The organism is Pseudomonas sp. GW704-F2, assembly GCF_059423025.1.
In genome coordinates this window covers 61,520-84,865 of record NZ_JBWKXO010000005.1, presented here as the reverse complement: position 1 = coordinate 84,865, position 23,346 = coordinate 61,520, and the positions used below count along the sequence as shown (strand labels likewise).

The window sequence follows — 23,346 nt, the reverse complement described above, 5'->3', positions numbered from 1 at the left end:
CGCCAATCTAATGTGGAAACCGGCTTCATGTGGGAGCAGGCTTGCTCGTGATGCAGGCGCTGCGGTCTGTCTAGCGGACCGCGGTGATGCTATCGCGAGCGAGCCCGCTGCCACACAAAGTGCGATCTACAGTAATCATCGAGGCGGGGAGGCGTAAGCCTCCCCGCATCGTTTGTGGAAACTACATGAATATTCTGATTGTTGGGCCCAGCTGGGTCGGTGACATGGTGATGGCGCAGACACTGTTCCAGTGCCTCAAACAACGTCATCCCGACTGCCAAATCGACGTGCTCGCCCCTGAGTGGAGCCGGCCGATCCTTGAGCGCATGCCGCAAGTGCGCCAGGCCTTGAGCTTCCCGCTCGGCCATGGCGCCCTCGAACTGGCGACCCGCCGTCGCATCGGCAAATCCCTGGCCGGGCAGTACGACCAGGCGATCTTGCTGCCCAACTCGATGAAGTCGGCGCTGGTGCCGTTTTTCGCCGGCATTCCCAAGCGCACCGGCTGGCGCGGCGAGTTTCGCTACGGTCTGCTCAACGACGTGCGCAAGCTCGACAAGGCGCGCTACCCGCTGATGATCGAACGCTTCATGGCCCTGGCCTACGCGCCGGGTGCCGAGTTGCCGACGCCGTATCCGCGCCCGAGCCTGCAGATCGACCCGATCACCCGCGACGCGGCCCTGGCCAAGTTCGACCTGGCCCTCGACCGTCCGGTGCTCGCGCTGTGCCCCGGTGCCGAGTTTGGCGAGTCCAAGCGCTGGCCGTCGGAGCATTACGCCAAAGTCGCGGAGACGAAGATCCGCGAAGGCTGGCAGGTGTGGCTGTTCGGCTCGAAGAACGACCATGCGGTGGGTGAAGACATCCGCCAGCGCCTGATCCCCGGCCTGCGCGAAGAAGCGGTGAACCTCAGTGGCGACACCTCGCTGGCCGAGGCCATCGACTTGCTGTCCTGCGCGGATGCGGTGGTGTCCAACGACTCCGGGCTGATGCACGTCGCGGCGGCGCTGAACCGCCCGCTGGTCGCGGTGTACGGCTCGACCTCCCCAGGGTTTACCCCGCCGTTGGCCGACAAGGTCGAAGTGGTGCGCCTGGGCCTGGAATGCAGCCCGTGTTTTGACCGCACCTGCCGTTTCGGCCACTACAACTGCCTGCGCCAGTTGTTGCCGCAACCGGTCAACGAAGCCTTGCAGCGGTTGCAGGGCTCTGTGGTCGAGGTTCACTGAGTTGCGGGTACTGGTAATCAAGACCTCATCCCTGGGCGACGTGATCCATGCGTTGCCGGCACTGACCGATGCGGCGCGGGCGATCCCGGGCATTCGATTCGACTGGGTGGTGGAAGAAGGCTTTGCCGAGATCCCCACCTGGCACCCGGCGGTGGACAAGGTGATCCCGGTGGCGATTCGCCGCTGGCGCAAGAACCTCTGGCAAACCTTCAAAAGTGGCGAATGGCGGCGCTTCAAGCAGCGTATCCAGTCAACCAAATACGACCTAGTGATCGACGCCCAGGGCCTGCTCAAAAGCGCCTGGCTGACCCGCTACGTGCGCGCCCCGGTGGCCGGGTTTGACAAAAACTCGGCGCGTGAACCGATCGCGGCGCGCTTTTATTCGCGGCGCCTGGCCGTGGCCCGTGGGCAGCACGCGGTGGAGCGCCTGCGCCAGCTGTTCGCCGTGGCCCTCGGTTATGACTTGCCCAAGGCGCTGGGCGACTACGGCCTGAGCGTCGACAAGCTGCTCGGCCTGCCGCCGAAAAAGCCGTTTGTGTTGTTGCTGCACGGCACCACCTGGGACACCAAGCACTGGCCCGAAGCCTACTGGCGCGAGCTGGCCGAGCGCATGGGCCGCCTGGGCGTGGACGTGAAGTTGCCATGGGGCAATGCCGCCGAAAAGGCCCGCGCCGAACGCCTGGCCCAGGGCCTGGACAACGCCGAGGTGCTGCCCAAACTGAACCTGGCCGGGGTCGCCCGCGTGCTCGCCGGCGCCCGCGCCTGCGTTGCGGTGGACACCGGCCTCGGGCACCTGGCCGCAGCCCTGGACGTGCCGACCATTTCGCTGTTCGGCCCCACCAACCCCGGCCTGACCGGCGCCTACGGCAAGAGCCAGATTCACCTGGCCAGCGACTTCCCGTGTGCGCCCTGCCTGCTGAAACAGTGTACCTATCAACCCACGGCCGACGATCTGCGTCGGTTCGACATCAAGCGCGAATCGCCCCTGTGCTTCACGCGGCTGAACCCTGAGCGTGTGGCGAGCCGGCTGAGCACGTTGTTACTGGCCGAGGAGATGCACTGATGCAACTGGCGTTTGTTCTGTACAAGTATTTCCCGTTCGGTGGCTTGCAGCGCGACTTCATGCGTATCGCCCTGGAGTGCCAGCAGCGCGGTCATCAGATCCGTGTCTACACCCTGATCTGGGAAGGCGATGTACCGCCCGGTTTCGAAGTGCTGGTGGCGCCGGTCAAGGCGCTGTTCAACCATCGTCGCAACGAAAAACTCTACGCCTGGATTCAGGCCGACCTGGCCAAGCGCCCGGTGGACCGCGTGGTCGGGTTCAATAAAATGCCCGGGCTGGACCTGTACTTCGCCGCCGATGGCGTGTTTGAAGACAAGGCGCAAACCCTGCGCAACCCGATGTACCGCTGGTTCGGCCGCTACAAACACTTTGCCGAGTACGAGCGCGCCGTTTTCGAACAGAGCGCCAAGACTCAGATCATGGTGCTCTCGGCCCATCAGCAGGAATTGTTCACGCGTTACTACGGCACCCAGGCGCAGCGCTTTCATTTGCTGCCGCCGGGCATCGCCCGTGACCGGCGCGCGCCGCCGAATGCCGCTCAGATCCGTGCAGAGTTTCGCGATGAGTTCGGCCTGGCCGAGGACGATTTGCTGTTGGTGCAGATCGGTTCCGGCTTCAAGACCAAGGGCGTCGACCGCAGCCTCAAGGCTGTGGCCGCATTGCCGTCGGCGCTGAAGAAACGTACCCGGCTGTTTGTAATCGGCCAGGACGACCCCAAAGTATTCCAATTACAGAGCGCCGCACTGGGCCTGGGCGAGCAAGTGCATTTCTTCAAGGGGCGCAGCGATATTCCGCGCTTTCTGCTGGGGGCCGACCTGTTGATCCACCCGGCCTACAACGAAGCGGCCGGCATGGTGCTGATCGAGGCGGTTGTCGCCGGCCTGCCGGTGCTGGTGAGCAAGGTCTGCGGTTATGCCTTCTACATCGACAAGGCCGGCAATGGCCGGGTGTTGGACGAGCCGTTCGAACAGGCGCAACTCAATCAATACCTGGTCGATATGCTCGACGATCCACAAGCGCGCGCGACCATGAGTCGCAATGGTCTGGCCTTCGCCGAGACGGCCGACCTCTATAGCATGCCGCAGTACGCTGCGGACCTGATCCTGGCGGAGCCGAACCGATGAAGTTGATGCTTGCCGAACCGTTCAAGACCCTTTGGGCCGGACGCGATGTGTTCGCCGAAGTCGAGAAGCTGGACGGCCTGGTGTACCGCGAACTCGATGCCCGTCGTACCTTGCGTACAGAGGTCGAGGGCCGCGGTTATTTCGTGAAGATTCACCGTGGTATCGGCTGGGCCGAAATCCTCAAGAACCTGATCACCGCGAAGTTGCCGGTATTGGGCGCCGGCCAGGAATGGCGGGCGATCCAGCGCTTGCAGCAAGTCGGCGTGCCGACCATGACCGCCGTGGCTTATGGCGAAAAGGGCAGCAACCCGGCCGACCAGCATTCGTTTATCGTCACCGAAGAGCTGGCGCCCACCGTCAGCCTCGAAGACCTGAGCATGGACTGGCTCAAGCAACCGCCATCGCCAATCATCAAGCATGCGCTGATCGCCGAAGTGGCGCGCATGACCGGCATGATGCACCGCGCCGGGGTCAACCATCGCGACTGCTATATCTGCCATTTCCTGCTGCACACGGACAAGCCGCTGGTGGCCGATGATTTCAAGTTGTCGGTGATCGATCTGCACCGCGCGCAGGTCCGCTCGAAGATCCCGCTGCGCTGGCGCAACAAGGACCTGGCGGCGCTGTATTTTTCGGCGCTGGATATCGGCCTGACCCGGCGCGACAAGCTGCGTTTTCTCAAGGGCTACTTCCAACAGCCGTTGCGCCAGATTCTCGCCGAAGAGGCCGCACTGCTGCAGTGGCTGGAGCACAAGGCGGCCAAGCTCTACGCGCGCAAACAACGTTACGGGGATGCGCTCTGATGGCGGGTTGGAACCTGGAACCCGCATACGCCGGCCTCGCGGATGATTTTGGAAGCCTTGAAGCGGTGTTCGCCCTGCAAGGCGAGCGGCTGACCCGCGACCCGCTGTCGGAAGTGATCCGGGTGGCGCGCGGCGGGGTCAATTATTACGTCAAGCGCTACGTCGGTGCCGGCAAGGGCCTGCGCCGCTACCTGGGCAAGCCGCGGGTGAAGTCCGAGTGGCAGAACCTCAAGCGTTTCGCCAAGTGGGGCATTCCCACCGCCGACGTGGTCGCCTGGGGCCTGGAGCGCAATGGCCTGGCCTACGCCCGCGGCGCGCTGATCACCCGTGAGTTGCCCAAGACCGAAGACTTGTCGGTGCTGGCCGAGCGCAACGACGTGCGCCTCAAAGACCCCAAATGGGTCGATGCGGTCAGCCGCCAGCTCGCCGAATACACGCGTACCATGCACGATCATCACTTCACCCATAACGACTTGAAGTGGCGCAACCTGCTGATCGACGACCAGCACACCCTGTACCTGATCGATTGCCCCAACGGCGATTTCTGGCGCGGGTTCTGGCTCAAATACCGCATCACCAAAGACCTGGCCTGCCTGGACAAGGTGGCCAAGTATCACCTGTCGGCCACCCAGCGCCTGCGCTTCTACTTGCAATACCGCCAGCGCGCGCACCTGAGTGCGTCGGACAAACAGCGAATTCGCCATGTGGTGAAGTTTTTCGAGGGACGCGAATGAGTGATTTCCTGGCGGCCGAAGACCGCGCTCTGCTGGAGCGCAACGGTCTGGCCAGTTTCGATGCCCTGTGGGCCAAGCAACTGGACGCGGTGGACGAGCCGAACACCAGCCGTGGCGGCTGGAGCAGCGTGTTCCGCCTGGAGCTCGACGGCCACGGTTACTACCTCAAGCGCCAGAGCAACTACCTCACGCGCAGCTTGCACCGACCGTTTGGCGAACCGAGTTTTTCCCGCGAGTTTCGTAACATCAGCCGTTATCGCGCGCTGGGTATCCCGGCCTTGCAGGCGGCGTTCTACGGTGAGCGCAAAGTCGCTGGCGAGCACCGCGCGATGCTGTTGACCCGTGCCCTGGACGGCTGGAATGACCTGGACTCATTGCTTGAACAGTGGCCGCAACTGAGCGACCCCCAGCACCGTGCGATCCTGTTGGCCTGCGGCCAATTGGCGCGCCGTCTGCACGGCGTGGGACAGGTCCACGGGTGTTTTTACCCCAAGCATATTTTCCTGCAGGCCACCGGCGACGGTTATGCCGCGCAGTTGATCGACCTGGAGAAAACCCGCCCGCTGCTGTTTGGCTGGCGTGACCGGGTCAAGGACCTGGAGCCGCTGTTGCGCCGTGCGCCGCAGTGGTCGGATGCGCAAACGCGTCACCTGCTGGCGGCGTATCTGGAACAACCTGAAGACAGCCCGCTGGTCGCCACCTGGCAGCAGCGCCTGACCGCTCGCCGCAGCCACAAGGAGCACCGTTGATGCGTTTATCCGCGCTGAAACAGGCCGGCCGCAGCCCAAACCTGCCGCTGACCATCGAACTGGCGGACGCCGCAGGCCCTGGTCAATTGCAATTGCTCAGCCTGTTGCGCGTGTTGCCGGGCCAGCGCTATGTGGGCGCCGGTGTCTGGCGCGGTCGTGCGGTGTTGGCCAAGTTGTTGGTGGGCAGCAAGGCGGCGCGGCATTTTCAGCGTGAGCTCAACGGCGTGCGCCTGCTGGCCGAGCAAGGCCTGACCACGCCGCTGCTGCTGGCCGACGGTTTGCAGGAAGGCGAGGGCGGTTGGCTGCTGTTTGAGTTTATCGACGGCGCCGAAAGCCTGGCCGATGCCTGGCAAGCGGTCGAAGGCCTGCCGCCGTTGGCCGATGAGCAGACCGCTGTGCTCGCCGAAGCGCTGGACGCGATCGCCCGCATGCATGCCAAGGGCCTGTGGCAGGAAGACCTGCACCTGGATAACCTGCTGCGCCAGGGCGGCAAGCTGTACCTGATCGATGGTGCCGGGATCTGCGTGGAACAGGCGGGCCAGCCGCTGTCGCGCAACCGGGTGCTGGAAAACCTCGGGGTGTTTTTCGCCCAGTTGCCGAAAAATCTCGCGCCGTTTACCGAAGAGTTGCTGGTGTATTACCTGCTGAGCAACGGCGAGCATGCGTTACCGCTCGAAGCCCTGGAGAAGCAGGTGCGCAAGGTCAGCGCCTGGCGCCTGAAGGACTTCCTCGACAAGGTCGGCCGCGAATGCACGCTGTTCAGCGTGGTGCGCGGCGCGTTTGGCTTGCGGGCGATTCGTCGCGAGGAGGAGCGCGCGATGCTGCCGGTGCTGGAGCAGGCCGATGCCTTGCTCGACCAGGGGCATTTGTACAAGACCGGCGGTGCGGCCAGCGTGGCCAAGGTCGAAGTGGCCGGCCGGCCGCTGGTGATCAAACGCTACAACATCAAGGGCTTAGCCCATTGGCTCAAGCGTTTCTGGCGCCCGAGCCGCGCCTGGCATTCCTGGCGCGAAGGCAATCGCCTGGCGTTCCTCGGCATTGCCACACCCAAGCCGCTTGCCGTGCTGGAAAAGCGCTTTTTCTGGCTGCGCAGCCGCGCTTACCTGGTCACTGAATACCTGCCGGGGCCGGACATCATCGAGCGTTTCGCACCGTATGTGGAGCAGGGCGACGCGCCTGAAAACGAACTGCTGGCGCTGGACCACCTGTTCGCCGAGCTGATACGCGAGCGCATCAGCCATGGCGATTTCAAGGGCCATAACCTGTTCTGGCACGAAGGCCGCTGGGCCTTGATCGACCTGGATGCGATGCGCCAGCACCGCTCCGACGCCAGCTTCGCCGCGGCGTTTGTCAAGGACCGCGCACGCTTCATGCGTAATTGGCCGCAAGGCAGTGCGCTGTATCAGGTCATTGATCAGCGTTTGCCGAAGGAAGTCGGCGGCGCCGGCTGACGGTCGAGCGGGGTTTTCAGGTAGGACGCGGTCGAGTGTGGGGGCGGGCTTGCAGGGGCCTGTCCCCCAGCAGCCAGTTGGCCTGCACGAACTGCTCGAATCTGGCAATTATGTATCATTTTATACAATGCCCGGTTGCGAGGCTGTCTTGATACGGGTTGCGGGCTTTAAGTAAGTTAGAAGTTGAAACGGATTCGGCGGATAGCGCGAAGTGTGCTGGTTTATATCAGACTTGTCCTAGAGCAATTTATTGGGGCAAGGTATTTGTTTGGTTGTATTGTACTTCTTGTTTTAAACGGATACATGTGTGGCGCATGTTGCGGGTTGAGCATTCTTTTATCGTTCTATAAATTTGTTCTACAGCCGATGAGGTTGTTCAATTATTTGTAGGAGGTTTTTATGTCGTCTATCAATGCTAACTCAAACGTGGCTGCTGATTATCAGAGGTACGAAAGTAATAACTTTAATGAGAAGGGGCAAAACAATCCGCTGGATCAGGCGGCCGGGGAAGATGCTGAGTATTTGGATGCGCAAAATCAGCCGATTGATCATGAGATTCAATCCGACGGTAACGGTGGTTTCTATCAGCCAGGTACGGGCAGGGGGCAACCGGGTAATGGTGAGCCAGGGTTAGGAAGCATCAACGTTGGAGCGGGGCATCAAATTGACTTTGATGGTGCGGAGCCTCCGCGGTCGCTGCACTATTAAGGCGCCCGTGGGCATGTAAGGTCGAAAAGAATGCTGCTGCATGGGTATGCGCAGCATTCATGTCGTCTCGTTGTTATTGCGGTTTTTGGGTAATGGATTTTATGCCGTTCATCATGTTGATAGTTGCAGGTTTTGTTTAAAAGAGGGGGTGGTTTGAACGTTAACCAAACGTATTGATTTGCCCGTCAGTGCTCTTTGCCCTGGTGTGTTCGCCGCGCGAAGCAACTAAGCCTGTATTGTCTTCTCGGAACTTTCTCACAGAACGTATCGGTGTGTCGGTGTAGGCTATCTTCGCTGGCGATGTTAGTGTGGTCGACCCTCTATGCTGAACGGTGTCGTTCATGATCCGTATGTACTCTGTGTTGCTTGCTGCTCTCCTGGCAATCTCCGGTTGCGGGACCATCAACACCGTCTTTCGCCCGGACGCTGTCGCCAGCCAGAACCTCAAGGAGTCGCGCAGCTACTGCGAAAATATCCCGCGCATCTACAGTGGGGTGATCTACGGGTTTTGTACGCTCAATGCTGAGCCCGCCCCTGAAAAAAGCCTGAATGACCGAGCCCTGTCGGACCACGAGAACAATGCTTTCCCGATCATCGCCATCGAGTTCATCGGCTCTGGCGTGCTGGACACCCTGGTCCTGCCCTACACGATCTACCGTCAGAACAAGGACGGCAGCATCGAGATCTTCCGCTGAACCTCCTCGACGCTCGCCGCTAACAGCTTCCTCCTGCTTTTGAGCTATAATCCCGCCCTTTAGCTGTTTCTCGCCCAGGCGAGAGGCACACTTTTTTCAGGCGTAACGCGCCTGCATGCAGACTAAAAGAGGCTAGACCCCTGTGGCATTGACGATTCTTGGCCTGTCCGGCGCCCTTAGCCATGATCCTTCCGCAGCCCTGTATATCGACGGCAAGCTGATCGCGGCCGCCGAAGAAGAACGCTTCGTGCGCGACAAGCATGCAAAGCACCGCATGCCCTACGAATCGGCGAAATTCTGCCTGGAACAAGCCGGCATCAAGCCTTCCGACGTTGATGTGGTCGCGATCCCGTTCGCCCCGATCAGCCTGTTCGGCGAAGCGCGCTGGCACTATGCCAAGCGTTACTGGTACGCCCCGGACCGCGCTCTCGATGCGATCCTGATGGGCAACCGGCGCTACAAGCGCTACCGCAACAAGATCGTCTGGTGCCTGGAACAGCTGGGCTTCGATCCGAAGAAAATCAAGATCGAGCCGGTTGAACACCACTTGGCCCACGCCTCCAGTGCCTACCACTGCTCCGGCTTCAAGGAGAAAACCGCGATCCTGGGGATCGACGGCAAGGGTGAGTACGCCACCACGTTCTTCGGCTACGGCGAAAACGGCAAGATCCACAAGATCAAGGAATTCTACGATCCGGACTCCCTCGGCGGCCTGTACGGCGCGGTCACCGAGTTCCTCGGTTTCGAGATGCTCGACGGCGAGTTCAAGGTCATGGGCATGGCGCCTTATGGCGATGCCAGCAAGTACGATTTCTCGCGCCTGGCCTCCTTTGAAAACGGCGAGCTGGTGATCAACACCGACTACGCCAACGTCATCGGCCTGCGTCGTTATAAAGAGAAGGGCAAGGGTTTCTACTTCTCGCCCAAACTGATCGAGTGGCTGGGGCCCAAGCGCGAAGGCGACATCGCCGACGAGCCGTACATCCACTACGCGGCCAGCATGCAGGCGCTGTTCGAGAAGCTGTCCCTGCAGATGATCGACTACTACCTGGGCGACATCCTCAAGGAAACCGGCAAGCTGGCCTTCGCCGGCGGCTGTGCGCTGAACGTCAAGCTGAACCAGAAGATCATTGCCCGCGACGACGTGAAAGAGCTGTTCGTGCAACCGGCGTCCGGCGATGCCGGCACCGCCGTGGGCGCCGCCGCTTACGTGTCCAACGCCCGTGGTGTGCCGGTGGAGAAGATGGAACACGTCTACCTCGGCCCGTCCTACAGCAACGAAGACGTTATCGCCGCTTGCGCCAAGCACCCGAGCAAGCCGGACTGGCGCAAGATCGACAGCATGCCTAAACGCATCGCCAAGATCATGGTCGACGGCAACCCGGTGGCCTGGTTCCAGGGGCGCATGGAGTTTGGCCCGCGTGCCTTGGGCGGTCGTTCGATCATTGGCTGCCCGAGCGCTACCGGCGTGGCGGACCGCATCAACCATCAGATCAAGTTCCGCGAGCGCTGGAGGCCTTTCTGCCCGTCGATGCTCGACACCGTGGCCCCGCTGATGATCAAGGTCGATCACCCGGCGCCGTTCATGACCTTCACCTTTGAAGTGTCGGAAGAGTGGAAAACCCGCGTGCCGGAAGTGGTCCATGAGGACGGCACGTCCCGCGCCCAGGTGCTCAAGCGCGAATACAACCCGCGCTACTACGACATGATGAAAGAGCTCGAAGTGCTGACCGGCAACGGCGTGTCCCTGAACACTTCGCTCAACCGTCGTGGCGAAGCGATGATCTGCTCGCCGACCGATGCGCTGAACATGTTCTTCGGTTCCGACCTGCAGTACCTGATCATGGAAGACATCCTGGTGGTCAAGGACGGCGTGGACCCTTATGACGCTGTGGTTTAAATGCTGAATCGCTTCCAGGGTTGGCGTGAACGCGGCTGGGTACCTGTCGAGGCCGAGGTCTACGCCCAGGCCTGGCAGCGGTTTGGCGGCAGCGTGGCGACGCATCCGCTGATCGTCGAGCGGTTGGCGGACCTGGCGCAGATTCCGGTGCGCTACCTGGGCTGGGAGCAGGACGGCGAACTCAAGGGCGCGATTGCCACTTGGGGGCGCGACCTGGCCCTGTCCAAGGACGTGCTCAAGCGGCGCGGCAAGAAAGGCGTGTTCGATCTGGGCAATGCCGAAATCATCCTGCCGATCGCCGCCGACGCGCAGTTGCCGGTGCGCCACCGTGGGCGCTACCTGTCGGCGTTGAACGAGGGGCGCGTCAGCACCCTCAAGCCCCAGGCCGAGCAGTTGGCCATGGCGCGCACCCCGGAAGACCTGTCGAAGAAGTTTCGCTACAACCAGCGCCGCGAATTGCGGTTGCTCGAAGAAGCCGGCGGCGTGGTGCGGGCGGTGAGTGAGTTTTCCAGCAGCGAGCTGGCGGCGATCTACTGCGACCTGTTCCAGCGCCGCTGGGGCTTCCCGGCCACCGGCGCCGAGCATCTGGCGCAGGTGCTGGGCTTGCTCAAGGAATTCCTGGTGGGCTCGGTACTGTTTCTCAACGATGCGCCGATTGCCGTGCAACTGGTGTATCGCGTCGAGGCGCCCGAGTGGGTCAGCATCGAATACGTCAACGGCGGTGTCGACCCTCAGACCCGTGAGTTCAGCCCCGGCAGCGTGTTGAGTTTCCTCAATACGCAAAGCGCCTGGGAACAGGCGCGGGCCGTGGATAAACCGCTGCGCTTTTCCTTTGGGCGCGCCGACCGTGAATACAAGGAGCGCTGGTGCAACCCGGTGCCGGTGTTCAGCCTATGAGCCGCAAGCAGCAACTGCTCAAGCGTCATCGGCGCACCAAGCGCATCGCGCTGCTGATTGGCTTGCTGGTGCTGATCGCGGCCGGTGTGCTCGTGGCCTGGTGGCTGCCGTTGATTCTGGCGGTGGTGCTGTGGGCGGCCCATGAAGCCTGGTTTGCCGATCATCTGTTCTATTCGCCCAGCGAGGATTATGCCTACGCATTCCCTCACGGCAGTGAAGTGCCAGGCCTGCGCCTGGACGCGGGGCGGCTGTTGCTGGACGCGCCGCTGGCGGCGGACGACACCCTGATCGTCGGCATCGAGCTGCACAGCTCGTGGCTCGGGCGTTTCATCGACCCGGCGGTGGAACTGCTGGGCCTGCAAACGCCGGACCGGCAAGTGTTCGAGCGTGGCGTCGGCGGGCGCCGTTACCTCAACCTGACCGGCGCCGCCGACGCATTGGCCGCTGGCAAACTGCGGGTGCGCGGGCGTTTTTGCCGGATCAACGGCCAGCCGACGCTGTGGCGTTTCCGTCAGCCGGATTATCGCCAGCAACGTGTGATGGTGATTGCGCCCCATGCCGACGACGCCGAGTTGGCGGCCTTCAGCCTGTACAGCCAGGCGGCCGAAAGTTGGATCGTCACGTTGACCGCCGGTGAAATCGAAGCCGAGCATTATCAACAGATGGGCCTGCCCAAGGCGCAAGCGGCGCAACTCAAAGGGCGCCTGCGGGCCTGGGACAGCATTGCCGTGCCGCGCTGGGCCGGCGTTCCCGAAGCACAGTGCGTGCAATTGGGCTACTTCTGCATGCAGTTGGCGGCCATGCAGGCCGCGCCGGACCAGGCTCAAGCCTCCCGCGAGGCGCAATTGAGCGATACGCGGCTGTTTCGTCAGTTCAATGCCTTTGCGCTGCCCGGCGACGTGGACGGCGCGCCGACCTGGCACACCCTGATCGCCGACCTGCGCGCGCTGCTGCTCAAGGCGCGACCGCAGGTGATCGTGCTGCCGACGCCGTTGCTCGACCCGCACGCCGACCATATCTGCGCTCACGCGGCGATACTGGAAGCCCTGGAGGGCCTGGCGTGGCAGCCCGACACATTGCTCGGCTACGCCAATCACTTGCATGATAACGACCGCTGGCCCATGGGCGACTCGGGCGCCGGCGTGGCCCTGCCGCCGCGTTTCGACACCGCGGACGAACTGGTCCCCTGCAGTTTCACGCTCGCCTTGAGCCAGCAGCAGGACAAGGCCATGGCCCTGGGCATGATGCACGACCTGCAACCGCGCGCGCCGTTCAAGCGCCGTGTGCGTCGCTGGTTGCAACAGGTGCTGGCCGGGCGTAGCCCATCGCCATACGGAGAGAACGAATTCTTCCGCAAGGCTGTGCGTCGGCATGAATTGCTGTGGGTCCTGAAACAGGACTGAGATCTTATTTACGGCAGACCGCATCCGTTTGCCGCACCATTTTTTGCCGGGCTGCGCGCCCGCAGCCAGATCGCTGCATGGAGAGTTATGAAGCCTCGTTTCAAGGTTTTGCAGTTACAGCCGGACTACAACGTCAAGACCAATGACTTCGCCGACCTGGGTGAGCAGATCGTCAAATCGTTGCCGGTTGAACGCTTCGAGGTGACATCGGGGTATCTCAGTGGCCGCCCGTTACCGGGCCAGCCGCTGAGCGTGGCCGAGCACTCCCACTATTTCGAACTGCCGGAGAAGTCCCTCAAGGGCATCCGCTTTGGCGCCATGTGGCAGATCTACAAGTATTGCCGCGAGCAGAAGTTCGATGTGGTCATCTGCAACCGCTTCAAGTCGGTGAACATGATGCTGTCCCTCAACCGCTGGTTGAAGATCCCGCTGTGCATCGGCATCTCCCATGGTTTCGGCGAGTACGCCCGTGGCTACCGCCGGCGTCAGACCCAGCGCTGGGTGAGCCCGGCGTGGCGCTTCGTCGGCGTGTCGGAGGCGGTGCAGGAGTACCTGGTGGCACTCAATTGCGGGTTCACCCGTGAAAACACCACCTATGTCACCAACGCCATCGACATCCCGCAGGCAGAAGCCTTGCAGTTGCCGCGCGATGAAGCGCGCAAGGCCCTGGGCCTGCCGCTGGACGCGCGGATGATCGGCGCCCTGGGCCGCCTGGTGCCGATCAAGGGCCACACGCATCTGCTGCAGGCGTTCGCCACGCTCAAGGACAAATACCCGCAGGCACAGGTGGGGATCATCGGTTCCGGCCGCGCCGAAGCCGACCTGCGTGCCGACATCGAGCGCCTCGGCCTGACCGGTCGCGCGCACCTGTTGGGTTTCCGTGAAGACGGCATGAAGTACGTGCGCGGTTTCGATATCTGGACCATGCCGTCGCTGTTCGAAGGCCTGGGCCTGGCGCTACTGGAAGGCATGAGCGGGCATTTGCCGGTGATCGCCTCCAACGGCCCGGCGATGCTGCCGCTGGTGCAGGGCGCGGGCGGGCTGTCTCACGATCCGGGCAACGTCGAGCAACTGGCCGCGGCGCTGGATACCTACCTGGCACTGAGCGATGAGCAATTGCGTGCCAAGGGCGAGGAGGTGTTTCGTTACCTGGTAGCCAACCACACCCTGGACGAGTTCAAGCACAAGTACCTGACCCTGATTGAAACCGGTTTGCGTGAAGTAGGTAGAGCATGAATCAGCCACAACCCCTGGTCTCGGTGATCATCGCGTCCTACAACCATGGCCCGTACATCGAGCAGAGCATCCTCAGCGTGCTGGGGCAGACCTACGCGAACATCGAACTGTTGGTGGTCGACGATGGCTCCAAGGACGACAGCGTCGAGCGCATCCGGCGCTTGCAGGCCGAGCACGGCTTTGATTTCCAGGTCCAGCAGAACCAGGGGCTGACCAATACGCTCAACGGCGCGATCGCCCGGGCCAAAGGCACGCTGATCGCGCCGTTCGGTTCCGACGACATCATGTTGCCCGAGCGCATTGCGGCCCAGGTCGCCTACATGGAAGGCAAGCCCAAGGTCGGCATCTGCGCGGGCAACATCGAGTTGATCGATGGCGATGGCCAGCCCTATCCCGACAAGAAGCAGCACCGGGACCTGCCGTTTCGCAGCCTGGACTTCGATGACCTGTTCCTGGACCGCAAGCCGTTCCCGCCAGCACCGACCCTGTTGATCCGCCGCGAAGCGCTGGAGCAGGTGGGGGGCTTCGATCCGCTGATTCCGCTGGAAGACTTGCTGATCGAATTGAAGATCACCCACGCCGGCTACACCATCGACGTGTTGAACATGGTCATGGCGCGCTATCGCCAGCACGCCACCAACACGTACAAGAACCATCGCTACATGATTCAGAACATCCTCAAGACTTATGGATTGTTCAGCGAACACCCGTCGTATGACGCGGTGCGCTACAACTTCCTCAACTCGATGTTCCTCAAGACCGCCGACCGTGACCGGCCGCTGGCGCGGGAGATCCTCAAGCAGATCCCGTTGAAGTTCTGGGGGCGCAAGACCCTGCGCGGGCTGGTGCGGTTGTACCTGGCGCCCCTCAGAAGCTGAGGCGGCGGTGGCAGTGAAAAAGGCGACTATCAGCAGTGATAGTCGCCTTTTTTATCAGGCGGCCGGGCTAGCCAGGCCCTGGACCTGCTCGCGGATTTTTGCCGTGGCTTTTGGGCTGGCGATGCTGGCGTAACCCTTGGCCAGTTGCTCGAAGTGCGCTTCGAACAGCCAGTTGCGGTCCTGCGGGTAACGTTGCATATGGCGCAGGTTGCGTTGGCGCAAGGCATTGCGCAGGGCCGACGGGAAGATGCGCAGGTCGGCGATATCGATCAGCGCGAACTCGCCGTCATCCATCAGCAGCACGTTGCCCAGGTGCAGCGAGCGGAAGTACACACCACGCTCATGCAATTGGGCCATGAATCGACCGAAGCGCTCGATCAGCGATTCGCGCAGGCTGCTGTCCAGGCTTTGCAGGGCCTGGCGCAGGGTCAGGCCGGGCAGTGGCGAGTAGGTGACGGCACTGCTGGCGTCGCGCAGGCTGTACACGCCGAGGATCTGCGGGGTGGGAATGCCCAGGCTGCGCAATTGTTCGGCGTTGTTGGCAAACCGCTCGGAATAAGGGTTGAAGCTGCCCGAGGTGTACCAGCGGCGTGCGCGGAAGACCTTGAGGAAACTGCCGTCTTCCAGGCGCAGGACTTTCGGCCCCAGGCCGTCGGCTTCAATCACATGGGCGTTGTGGCACAGTTGATCGAAGGCCTCGGCCTTGAGGGTTTGCACCGGCATGCGCAGCAGGCTGTGGCGGCGCTGGGCGATGCTCAGGCCGGCGATGATCGCCAAAGGAATCCACAGCAGGAACCAGTGTTCCTTGGGCCGCGACAGGATGCCGCCGCCCTCGGTCAGGCCGGCGCCGATGCCGTAGGCCAGCAGGGAGGAGGCGAGGATGAACAGCGGTTGCGCCCGTTCTTTGAGGCTTTTATACAAGCCCCAGCCGAGCATGAAGGCCCACGGGATAAAGCCGATGATGCCGACGTAATACAGCACGCCCAGGGCAAAACTGTGGGGTTCGCGCAGTTGGAAGCCGTTGGCCTGAGCCAGGGTCAGGTACAGCTCGGAATCGTAGCTGTGGCCTATCCACGGGTGTTCGGCGATGCGCTGCAGCGTCATGCTCCACAGTTCGAAGCGGAACGAGCTGCCGCGGTTGGTGATCAGTTCAGGGTAGAACAGCAAGAGCGCCGCGGCGCTCAGGACCAAGCCCGCGATCATCATGGCCGAGCGGCGGTTGCGGCTGACAAAACTCATCCACAGGATGGCCAGGGTCAGGGCCACCAACGGTGTGCGGGAACCGGTGGCCAGGACCGCGGCGGTCATGATGGCCAGGGCCGGTACGCTGAACCACAGCACCTGAAAGCGCTGGCTGGTCATGCAGACATACAACCAGTAGACGCTGAAAAAACCGAACACGTGGGAACTGAGCAGCGGGTTGTCGAGGGCGCCGCGGCCGCCGATCATGCGTATTTCAAGGCCCGGCTCAAACCCCTTGGCGAAGGCCACCAGGTTACACAGGGTCGCCACCAGTGCGATCACTGCCGCACTGAAGAACACGGGCTTGAACAGGTCGTTGCGGTAATGCAGCAACAGCCCGCAGCCGCCAAACAACATGAACGTGTGCAGCGGTCGCTTGAACAGGTCGGTGTCGGGATGAAACTCCGGGCTCCAGAACAGGCTGGTCAGGGCCCAGGCGGAGAAGACCAGGAATGCGATGGCCAGCGGCTCACGCAGCAATTCCATGAATTCCCTGGGGCGCAGGCACAATAGCAACAAGGTTGGCGCGCTGAACAGGACGTAGTAGAACCTGTGCAGCACGTTGCGATTGGTGACGAAGAACAGCGAACTCAGCAGAAGCAACAAGCCAATGGGCAAAATCCATAGGACCAGGAAGTCGAAGACGCGATTTGAGCCATAGGTAAGACGCTTGCACTGCATACGGTAAAAAGCCATTTCAGAAATAGAAAGCCGACCATCTTAGAGTAGTGGCTATATAATGTCGCCGGTTGGATTTCGCCGGCCCGCGGGTCATGTGGGGTGCAAGTACAACAGAGAAGCTGTGCTAAAGTCAGCCTCCTTTTTTAAAACGCCGCGTGATATGACCGACTCCAGTCCGAGCGCAAGCCCTTCGAGCTTGAAAATATACTTCCGCCTGCTCAGTTACGTCAGGCCCTATGCGGGTTTGTTCGCGCTGAGTATTGTCGGATTTCTGATTTTCGCGTCGACCCAGCCGATGCTGGGGTACATCCTCAAGTACTTTGTCGATGGCCTTTCGAACCCGCAAGCCGTGTTGTTCCCCAGCGTGCCGTTCCTGCGCGACCTGCAGCTGCTGCAGGCCGTGCCGCTGCTGATCATCCTGATCGCCGCCTGGCAGGGCCTGGGTTCGTTCCTCGGTAACTACCTGCTGGCCAAGGTTTCCCTGGGCCTGGTCCACGACCTGCGGGTGCAGCTGTTCAACAACCTGCTGACACTGCCCAACCGCTACTTCGACAATCACAACTCCGGGCACCTGATTTCCCGCATCACCTTCAACGTGACCATGGTCACGGGGGCGGCGACCGATGCGATCAAGGTGGTGATTCGCGAAGGCATGACCGTGATCTTCCTGTTCGCTTCGCTGCTGTTCATGAACTGGCGCCTGACGCTGGTGATGATCGCCATCCTGCCGTTGATTGCGGTGATGGTCAGCACGGCCAGCAAGAAATTCCGCAAACAGAGCAAGAAGATCCAGGTGGCCATGGGCGACGTGACCCATGTGGCGTCTGAAACCATCCAGGGGTACCGCGTCGTGCGCAGCTTCGGCGGCGAGGTCTACGAGGAAAAACGCTTCCTCAAGGCCAGCCAGAGCAACACCAACAAGCAACTGCGCATGACCCGCACCGGGGCGATCTACACCCCGGCGCTGCAACTGGTGATCTACACCGCCATGGCCGTGCTGATGTTCCTGGTGCTTTACCTGCGCGGCGACGCATCGGCCGGCGACATGGTGGCCTACATCACTTTGGCCGGTCTGCTGCCCAAGCCGATCCGTCAGTTGTCGGAAGTCAGTTCGACCATCCAGAAGGGTGTGGCGGGCGCCGAAAGCATTTTCGAACAGCTGGACGAAGAGGCTGAAGTCGACAACGGCACGATCGAGCGCGACAAGGTCAGCGGCCATCTGGAAGTGCGTCACCTCAACTTCACCTATCCCGGCACCGAACGTCCTGTACTCAAGGACATCAGCTTTACCGCCGAGCCTGGGCAGATGATCGCCCTGGTGGGGCGCTCGGGCAGCGGCAAGTCGACCCTGGCCAGCCTGATCCCGCGTTTCTACCACCATGCAAGCGGTGAAATCCTGCTCGATGGCGTCGAGATCGAAGACTACAAACTGCTCAACCTGCGCAAGCACATCGCCCAGGTGACCCAGCACGTGACCCTGTTCAGCGACACGGTGACCAACAACATCGCCTACGGCGACCTGGCCGGCGCACCACGGGCCGACGTCGAAGCCGCCGCGATGGATGCCAACGCCAAAGACTTCATCGACCAGTTGCCTAAAGGCTTCGACACCCAGGTCGGCGAAAACGGCGTGCTGCTGTCCGGCGGTCAACGCCAGCGCCTGGCAATTGCCCGCGCCCTGCTCAAGAATGCGCCGCTGCTGATTCTCGACGAGGCCACCTCGGCCCTCGACACCGAGTCCGAGCGCCACATTCAGGCGGCGCTGGACAAGGTCATGCAAGGCCGCACGACCCTGGTGATCGCGCACCGCCTGTCCACCATCGAGAAGGCCGACCTGATCCTGGTGATGGACGACGGGCGTATTGTCGAGCGCGGCACCCACGGTCAATTGCTTGCACAGAACGGCTACTACGCCCGCCTGCATGCCATGGGCCTGGATGCCCCGGTGTCGGCGGATATCACCTGATACCCTTGGTGGGGCGGGCAATCCGCCTCACCAACGTTCCTGCAACATCTTCTGTCACACCCCCACAAGCCTTCTGTAACCCTGTGCTAATATCGCGCCCCTGTTCATTTTGTATGTGGGTTGCTCCATGAAGTTGTCCATGCCGCGATTCGATCAAGCCCCTGTCTTGGTGGTCGGCGATGTCATGCTCGACCGTTACTGGCATGGCGGAACCTCACGGATTTCCCCTGAGGCGCCGGTACCGGTAGTCAAGGTCGAGCAAATCGAAGACCGTCCAGGTGGCGCTGCCAACGTTGCCCTCAATATTGCCGCCCTCGGCGCCCCTGCCTCCCTGGTGGGTGTGACCGGCGACGACGAAGCCGCCGACAGCCTGGCCAACAGCCTGCGCGGTGCCGGCGTGCGCGCGCTGTTCCAGCGCATCGCCCATCAGCCGACCATCGTCAAGCTGCGGGTCATGAGCCGTCACCAGCAATTGCTGCGCATCGATTTCGAAGAACCCTTCGCCACCGATGCCCTGGCCCTCAGCGCGCAGGTCGATGAGTTGCTCGAAGGCATCAAGGTGCTGGTGTTGTCCGACTACGGCAAAGGCGCGCTGAAGAACCACCAGATGCTGATCCAGGCCGCCAAGGCCCGCAATATTCCGGTGCTGGCCGATCCCAAGGGCAAGGACTTCTCGATTTATCGCGGCGCCAGCCTGATCACGCCGAACCTCAGCGAGTTCGAAGCCATCGTCGGCGGTTGCGCCGATGAGCACGAACTGGTGAGCAAGGGCGCGACGCTGATGGCCGAACTGGACCTGGGCGCCTTGCTGGTGACCCGTGGCGAGCACGGCATGACCTTGCTGCGCCCGGGCTATGCGGCGATGCACCTGCCGGCGCGTGCGCGTGAAGTGTTCGACGTCACCGGCGCCGGCGACACCGTGATTTCCACCCTGGCCGCCTCCATCGCGGCCGGCGAGGAATTGCCCCACGCCGTGGCCCTGGCCAACCTGGCGGCGGGCATCGTGGTCGGCAAGCTCGGCACCGCCGCGATCAGCGCGCCCGAACTGCGCCGTGCGATCCAGCGTTCCGAAGGCTCCGAGCGTGGGGTGTTGAGTCTCGAGCAATTGCTGCTGGCGATTGACGACGCGCGCGCCCACAACGAAAGCATTGTGTTCACCAATGGCTGTTTCGACATCCTGCATGCCGGTCATGTGACCTACCTGGAACAGGCGCGCGCCCAAGGCGATCGCCTGATCGTCGCGGTCAATGACGATGCGTCGGTCAGCCGCCTGAAAGGTCCGGGCCGCCCGATCAACAGTGTCGACCGACGCATGGCGGTCCTGGCCGGCCTGGGTGCGGTGGACTGGGTGATCAGCTTCCCCGAAGCCACCCCGGAAAACCTGCTGGCCCAGGTCAAGCCCGATGTGCTGGTCAAGGGCGGCGACTATTCCGTCGACCAGGTGGTCGGCGCCGACATCGTCAGCGCCTACGGCGGCAAGGTCAAAGTGCTGGGGTTGGTTGAGAACAGCTCGACGACCGCGATCGTGGAAAAAATCCGCAATCACGAATAAGGCCCGCGGCCGTAGGCGCGGGCCTGCTCGCGCCTACGGTCTGGCCTTCTTTGGCACGATCTTGCGCAACATCTGCCGCGCCTTGCCGGTCAGGCGCTTGAGCTTCGACTCTTTCTCCGGGACGGCCAGGCCTTGCTGCCTGAGCCAATCCTTCCAACGAATCCGCTCGTCGCGCACCACCCAGCCGTCCTGCTGGGCGAAGCTCTCCGCGAGGTACAAACCCCGCGTGCTCGCCGGGTACAGCTGATCTTTCTTGACGGTATACAGTTCGGCGAGCGGCTGCCCGTCCTTCAAGGGCATCAGGTACAGGTCCGGGCGCTGGCGGTCCAGGCGCGCGACCAGTTGATCGCCTTCGAGTCGCTCATCCACATGGAACAGGCTCAAGGATTTGGCTTCCTTGGGCACCTCCAGGCGCAAGTCATAAATCAATTGCAGCGAGGCCGTAGGCAAGTGGACGTAGGCCCGTGGGCGCTCGATCAGTTGCGTGGTCGCGCAGCGCACCGGGCGGGCCGCGCCGGACAAGGGGCTCAAGCGAAACGGCAAGGCTTCGCGGTAGTGCAGCGCGGCAGAGTAGGGCGCCGGCAGCCAGGTGTCGTTGAAGCGCCCGCTGAGCCAGCCTTCGGGCGTCTCCAGCAGGCACTCTTCGGCGATTTCCTGGATGGCGGTGTGCAGCGGCAGGTTCAGCTCATGGGCGGGGACATAGCCGGAAATCAGCTTGAGTACCACGTCGCCACGGTCCTGGCGGCGTTGGCGCACCAGCACCCAGTAATCCTTGTTTTGCCAATGCAGGGTCAAACGCACCGACACGCCGAGGTTGGCCAGCTCGAGGGCGAAACGCTCCGGGTCTGTCACTTCTACCGGCTTGCGCCGTTGCAGGGTCTGGGCAAAGTTGAGCGGCATGCCGACGCTCTGGTAGCTCAGGCCTTCGGGGGTGGCTTCGACATGCAGTGGCAGAGTCTTGAAGTTGCTGGGGTTTTTTCTTATGAGCGTTCGCGACATGTCGGCTCCTTCTTACGTCGGGGCGGCCGCGTCGGCGGCATCAGAGTTGACGAATGACCTGGGCAGCGGTCGCCACGTTGTGAGCCAGGTGCAGCGGATTAATGGTCCCGACAATAGCACTGGCGACACCCGTTTGCGCAAACAACAACATGAAACTGGCACGTATGGGGTCCATTCCCGGTTCCAGGCAGACGTGGCCGCTGGCGAGGGCTTTTTTCACCAGGATGCCTTTGCCATGGGCGGCTGCATAATCAATGACGGCTTTCTCGGCCTGTTCGTTCAGATTGTAGGTGACCATTGCGCAATCGCCCTGTTCCAGAGCCTTCACGCCGCCTTCGACGGTTTTGCCGGAGAAGCCGAAACCGCGGATTTTGCCCTCTCGTTTCAAGTCCGCGAGGGTCTGGTACACCTCGCAGTCGTTGAGAATGTGCAGGTCGTTGCCGTCGGAATGCACCAGCACCAGGTCGATAAAGTCGGTTTCCAGTCGTTTCAGGCTGCGTTCGATCGACATCCGGGTATGGGCCGCGCTGAAGTCGTGACGGGACACGCCGTTGTCGAATTCTTCGCCGACCTTGCTGACAATCACCCACTCGTTGCGCTGGCCCCGCAACAGCGGCCCCAGGCGTTCTTCGCTGCGGCCATAGGCCGGCGCGGTATCGATCAGGTTGATGCCCAACTGACGGGCCTGGCGCAGCAGCAGGCGTGCTTCGTCGTCATCGGGAATCTGGAAGCCGCTGGGGTATTTCACCCCTTGGTCGCGACCGAGCTTGACGGTGCCCAGGCCCAGCGGCGACACCAGCAGGCCGGTACTGCCCAGCGGGCGGTGCAGGTCGTGCAGGGTGGGCAGGCTCATGGCAACAGTTGCTCCCAGGCCGGTTGGCCGATGGCGGGTTTGGGCAGCTCGGGCAGCGGGGTGGAGGGGCCGGGTTGGATGCCATCGCGTTCGAGGGCGTGGAGCACCCGGTCGGCGAAGTCCGGCGCCAGGGCCAGCTTGGTCGGCCAGCCCACGAGCAGGCGGCCCTGTTCGGCGAGGAAGGCGTTGTCGGGGCGAGTCAGGCCCGATTGCAGCGGCTCGGCACGTTCGACGCGCAGGGTGGCCCATTCGGTGTGGCTCATGTCGATCCACGGCAGCAGAAGCGCCAACTCGTGCTGCGCGGTGGCGATCTGTTCCTGTGGCGTGCGTGCTACGCCGTCGGCCTCGGCGATGTCGCCGCCCATGTACCACACCCAGTTGCCATCGGCGGCCGGGTGCGTGGTCACGGTGAGGCGCGGTTTGGTGCCGCCGCCCAGGCAGTGGGCGTACAGCGGTTTCAGGCCTGGGCCTTTGGCGATGATCATGTGCAGCGCACGCTTTTGCATGGCCGGCTCGCTCAGGCCCAGGGCGGCGAGCAGATCGGCAGTGCCGCCGCCGGCGCTCAAGACGATGCGCTGGGCGCGGATCTCGCGGCCGTCGACTTTCAGACCGACCAGTGCGTCGTTTTCCCACAGCGGTTCGATGCGTTGTCCGGCGAGCAAACCATCGCCGGCCAACTGCGCCAGGCGTCCGATCAGGCTCGGCACGTCGACCACCAATTCCGACAGGCGATAGACCTTGCCCTTGAAGCGGCGGTCCTGCAGGGCTGGCGGCAGGGCGTCGCCCTTGACCTGATCGACGCGGCCGCGCACGGCCTTGCTGGCGAAGAAGCTGGTGAGGTTGCCGGCGAGCGTGCCAGGGGACCACAGGTAATGGGCTTCGGAGAGCAGGCGCACGCCGGTCAGGTCCAGTTCGCCGTGACCGGCCAGGGCCTCACGCCAGCGCCGCGGCATATCGGCAATCGCTTCGGAGGCGCCGGTGAGCGCACCGTGCAGCGCGTATTTCGCACCGCCGTGAATGATGCCTTGGGACTTCACGCTTTGCCCGCCTCCCAGGGTGGCGTTTTCCACCACCACCGTGGAAAACCCCTGGCGGCGCAGGCGCGCATTCAGCCAGAGGCCGGCAACTCCGGCGCCGACGATCAGAACGTCGGTGGAAATAACGGATGGCATGGGCAACCTCAGTGTTCAAA

20 protein-coding genes are annotated in these 23,346 nt (G+C 62.5%); 16 read left to right on the top strand and 4 right to left on the bottom strand.

Going from position 1 to position 23,346, the window contains the following annotated elements; all coding sequences use genetic code 11:
• Positions 1-185 precede the first annotated feature (185 nt).
• From waaF to AC07W0_RS06005, 14 genes are all read left to right on the top strand, one after another.
• Positions 186-1,220 carry a lipopolysaccharide heptosyltransferase II gene (waaF, locus tag AC07W0_RS06070; RefSeq protein ID WP_046490763.1) on the top strand — a complete coding sequence of 345 codons (1,035 nt, stop codon included), beginning with the start codon at positions 186-188 and terminating at the stop codon, positions 1,218-1,220.
• 1 nt (position 1,221) lies between these two features.
• The gene (gene waaC / locus AC07W0_RS06065) at positions 1,222-2,283 is read left to right on the top strand and encodes a lipopolysaccharide heptosyltransferase I (RefSeq protein ID WP_046384936.1); all 1,062 of its coding nucleotides are present in this window, start codon (positions 1,222-1,224) and stop codon (positions 2,281-2,283) included.
• On the top strand, positions 2,283-3,407 hold the full coding sequence (locus AC07W0_RS06060) for a glycosyltransferase family 4 protein (protein ID WP_102617191.1): 1,125 nt from the start codon (positions 2,283-2,285) through the stop codon (positions 3,405-3,407). Before waaC ends, AC07W0_RS06060 begins: the two co-directional genes overlap by 1 nt.
• Complete coding sequence (rfaP, locus tag AC07W0_RS06055; RefSeq protein WP_102617190.1) at positions 3,404-4,210, top strand: lipopolysaccharide core heptose(I) kinase RfaP; 807 nt, start codon at positions 3,404-3,406, stop codon at positions 4,208-4,210. Before AC07W0_RS06060 ends, rfaP begins: the two co-directional genes overlap by 4 nt.
• Positions 4,210-4,944, top strand: coding sequence for a lipopolysaccharide kinase InaA family protein (locus tag AC07W0_RS06050; RefSeq protein ID WP_017849802.1), 735 nt, complete (start codon positions 4,210-4,212; stop codon positions 4,942-4,944). The genes rfaP and AC07W0_RS06050 overlap by 1 nt, the downstream gene beginning before the upstream one ends.
• Positions 4,941-5,693, top strand: coding sequence for a lipopolysaccharide kinase InaA family protein (locus AC07W0_RS06045; RefSeq protein ID WP_046384932.1), 753 nt, complete (start codon positions 4,941-4,943; stop codon positions 5,691-5,693). Before AC07W0_RS06050 ends, AC07W0_RS06045 begins: the two co-directional genes overlap by 4 nt.
• Entirely contained in the window at positions 5,693-7,144 is a 1,452-nt protein-coding gene (locus AC07W0_RS06040; protein WP_102617189.1) for a lipopolysaccharide kinase InaA family protein, read from the top strand. The genes AC07W0_RS06045 and AC07W0_RS06040 overlap by 1 nt, the downstream gene beginning before the upstream one ends.
• A 399-nt stretch (positions 7,145-7,543) precedes the next feature.
• Positions 7,544-7,852: a hypothetical protein gene (locus tag AC07W0_RS06035; protein WP_102617188.1), complete on the top strand. Its 309-nt coding sequence runs from the start codon at positions 7,544-7,546 to the stop codon at positions 7,850-7,852.
• Between the two features lie 341 nt (positions 7,853-8,193).
• Positions 8,194-8,547: a YceK/YidQ family lipoprotein gene (locus tag AC07W0_RS06030; RefSeq protein ID WP_017849798.1), complete on the top strand. Its 354-nt coding sequence runs from the start codon at positions 8,194-8,196 to the stop codon at positions 8,545-8,547.
• Between the two features lie 142 nt (positions 8,548-8,689).
• Positions 8,690-10,447, top strand: a complete 1,758-nt coding sequence (locus AC07W0_RS06025) for a carbamoyltransferase family protein (RefSeq protein WP_017849797.1) — start codon at positions 8,690-8,692, stop codon at positions 10,445-10,447.
• Positions 10,448-11,344 (top strand): antimicrobial resistance protein Mig-14, encoded by an 897-nt coding sequence (locus AC07W0_RS06020; RefSeq protein WP_046490751.1) that lies wholly within the window; start codon positions 10,448-10,450, stop codon positions 11,342-11,344.
• Entirely contained in the window at positions 11,341-12,747 is a 1,407-nt protein-coding gene (locus AC07W0_RS06015; protein ID WP_102617187.1) for a PIG-L deacetylase family protein, read from the top strand. Before AC07W0_RS06020 ends, AC07W0_RS06015 begins: the two co-directional genes overlap by 4 nt.
• An 87-nt stretch (positions 12,748-12,834) precedes the next feature.
• Positions 12,835-13,983, top strand: a complete 1,149-nt coding sequence (locus AC07W0_RS06010) for a glycosyltransferase family 4 protein (protein WP_017849794.1) — start codon at positions 12,835-12,837, stop codon at positions 13,981-13,983.
• Positions 13,980-14,861: a glycosyltransferase gene (locus tag AC07W0_RS06005; protein ID WP_017849793.1), complete on the top strand. Its 882-nt coding sequence runs from the start codon at positions 13,980-13,982 to the stop codon at positions 14,859-14,861. Before AC07W0_RS06010 ends, AC07W0_RS06005 begins: the two co-directional genes overlap by 4 nt.
• Before the next feature lie 54 nt (positions 14,862-14,915).
• Here the strand turns inward: AC07W0_RS06005 and AC07W0_RS06000 are convergent, their stop codons facing one another.
• On the bottom strand, positions 14,916-16,784 hold the full coding sequence (locus tag AC07W0_RS06000; protein ID WP_102617186.1) for a bifunctional O-antigen ligase/aminoglycoside phosphotransferase family protein: 1,869 nt from the start codon (positions 16,782-16,784) through the stop codon (positions 14,916-14,918).
• Positions 16,785-16,944: 160 nt separating this feature from the next.
• Here AC07W0_RS06000 and msbA point away from each other — a divergent pair, with 160 nt between their 5' ends.
• A complete protein-coding gene (gene msbA, locus AC07W0_RS05995; RefSeq protein WP_026140387.1) occupies positions 16,945-18,750 on the top strand; it encodes a lipid A export permease/ATP-binding protein MsbA in 1,806 nt (601 codons plus the stop codon).
• 127 nt (positions 18,751-18,877) lie between these two features.
• Entirely contained in the window at positions 18,878-20,302 is a 1,425-nt protein-coding gene (gene hldE / locus AC07W0_RS05990; RefSeq protein ID WP_026140386.1) for a bifunctional D-glycero-beta-D-manno-heptose-7-phosphate kinase/D-glycero-beta-D-manno-heptose 1-phosphate adenylyltransferase HldE, read from the top strand.
• Positions 20,303-20,335: 33 nt separating this feature from the next.
• Here hldE and AC07W0_RS05985 read toward each other — a convergent pair whose 3' ends face one another.
• Genes AC07W0_RS05985 through AC07W0_RS05975 form a run of 3 tightly spaced genes read right to left on the bottom strand, consistent with a single transcriptional unit; the run spans position 20,336 to position 23,326 of the window.
• Positions 20,336-21,301, bottom strand: a complete 966-nt coding sequence (locus AC07W0_RS05985; protein WP_017849789.1) for a hypothetical protein — start codon at positions 21,299-21,301, stop codon at positions 20,336-20,338.
• A 40-nt stretch (positions 21,302-21,341) separates the two neighbouring features.
• Entirely contained in the window at positions 21,342-22,154 is an 813-nt protein-coding gene (locus AC07W0_RS05980) for an aldo/keto reductase (protein WP_017849788.1), read from the bottom strand.
• Entirely contained in the window at positions 22,151-23,326 is a 1,176-nt protein-coding gene (locus AC07W0_RS05975; RefSeq protein WP_102617185.1) for an NAD(P)/FAD-dependent oxidoreductase, read from the bottom strand. Before AC07W0_RS05975 ends, AC07W0_RS05980 begins: the two co-directional genes overlap by 4 nt.
• Positions 23,327-23,346 lie beyond the last annotated feature (20 nt).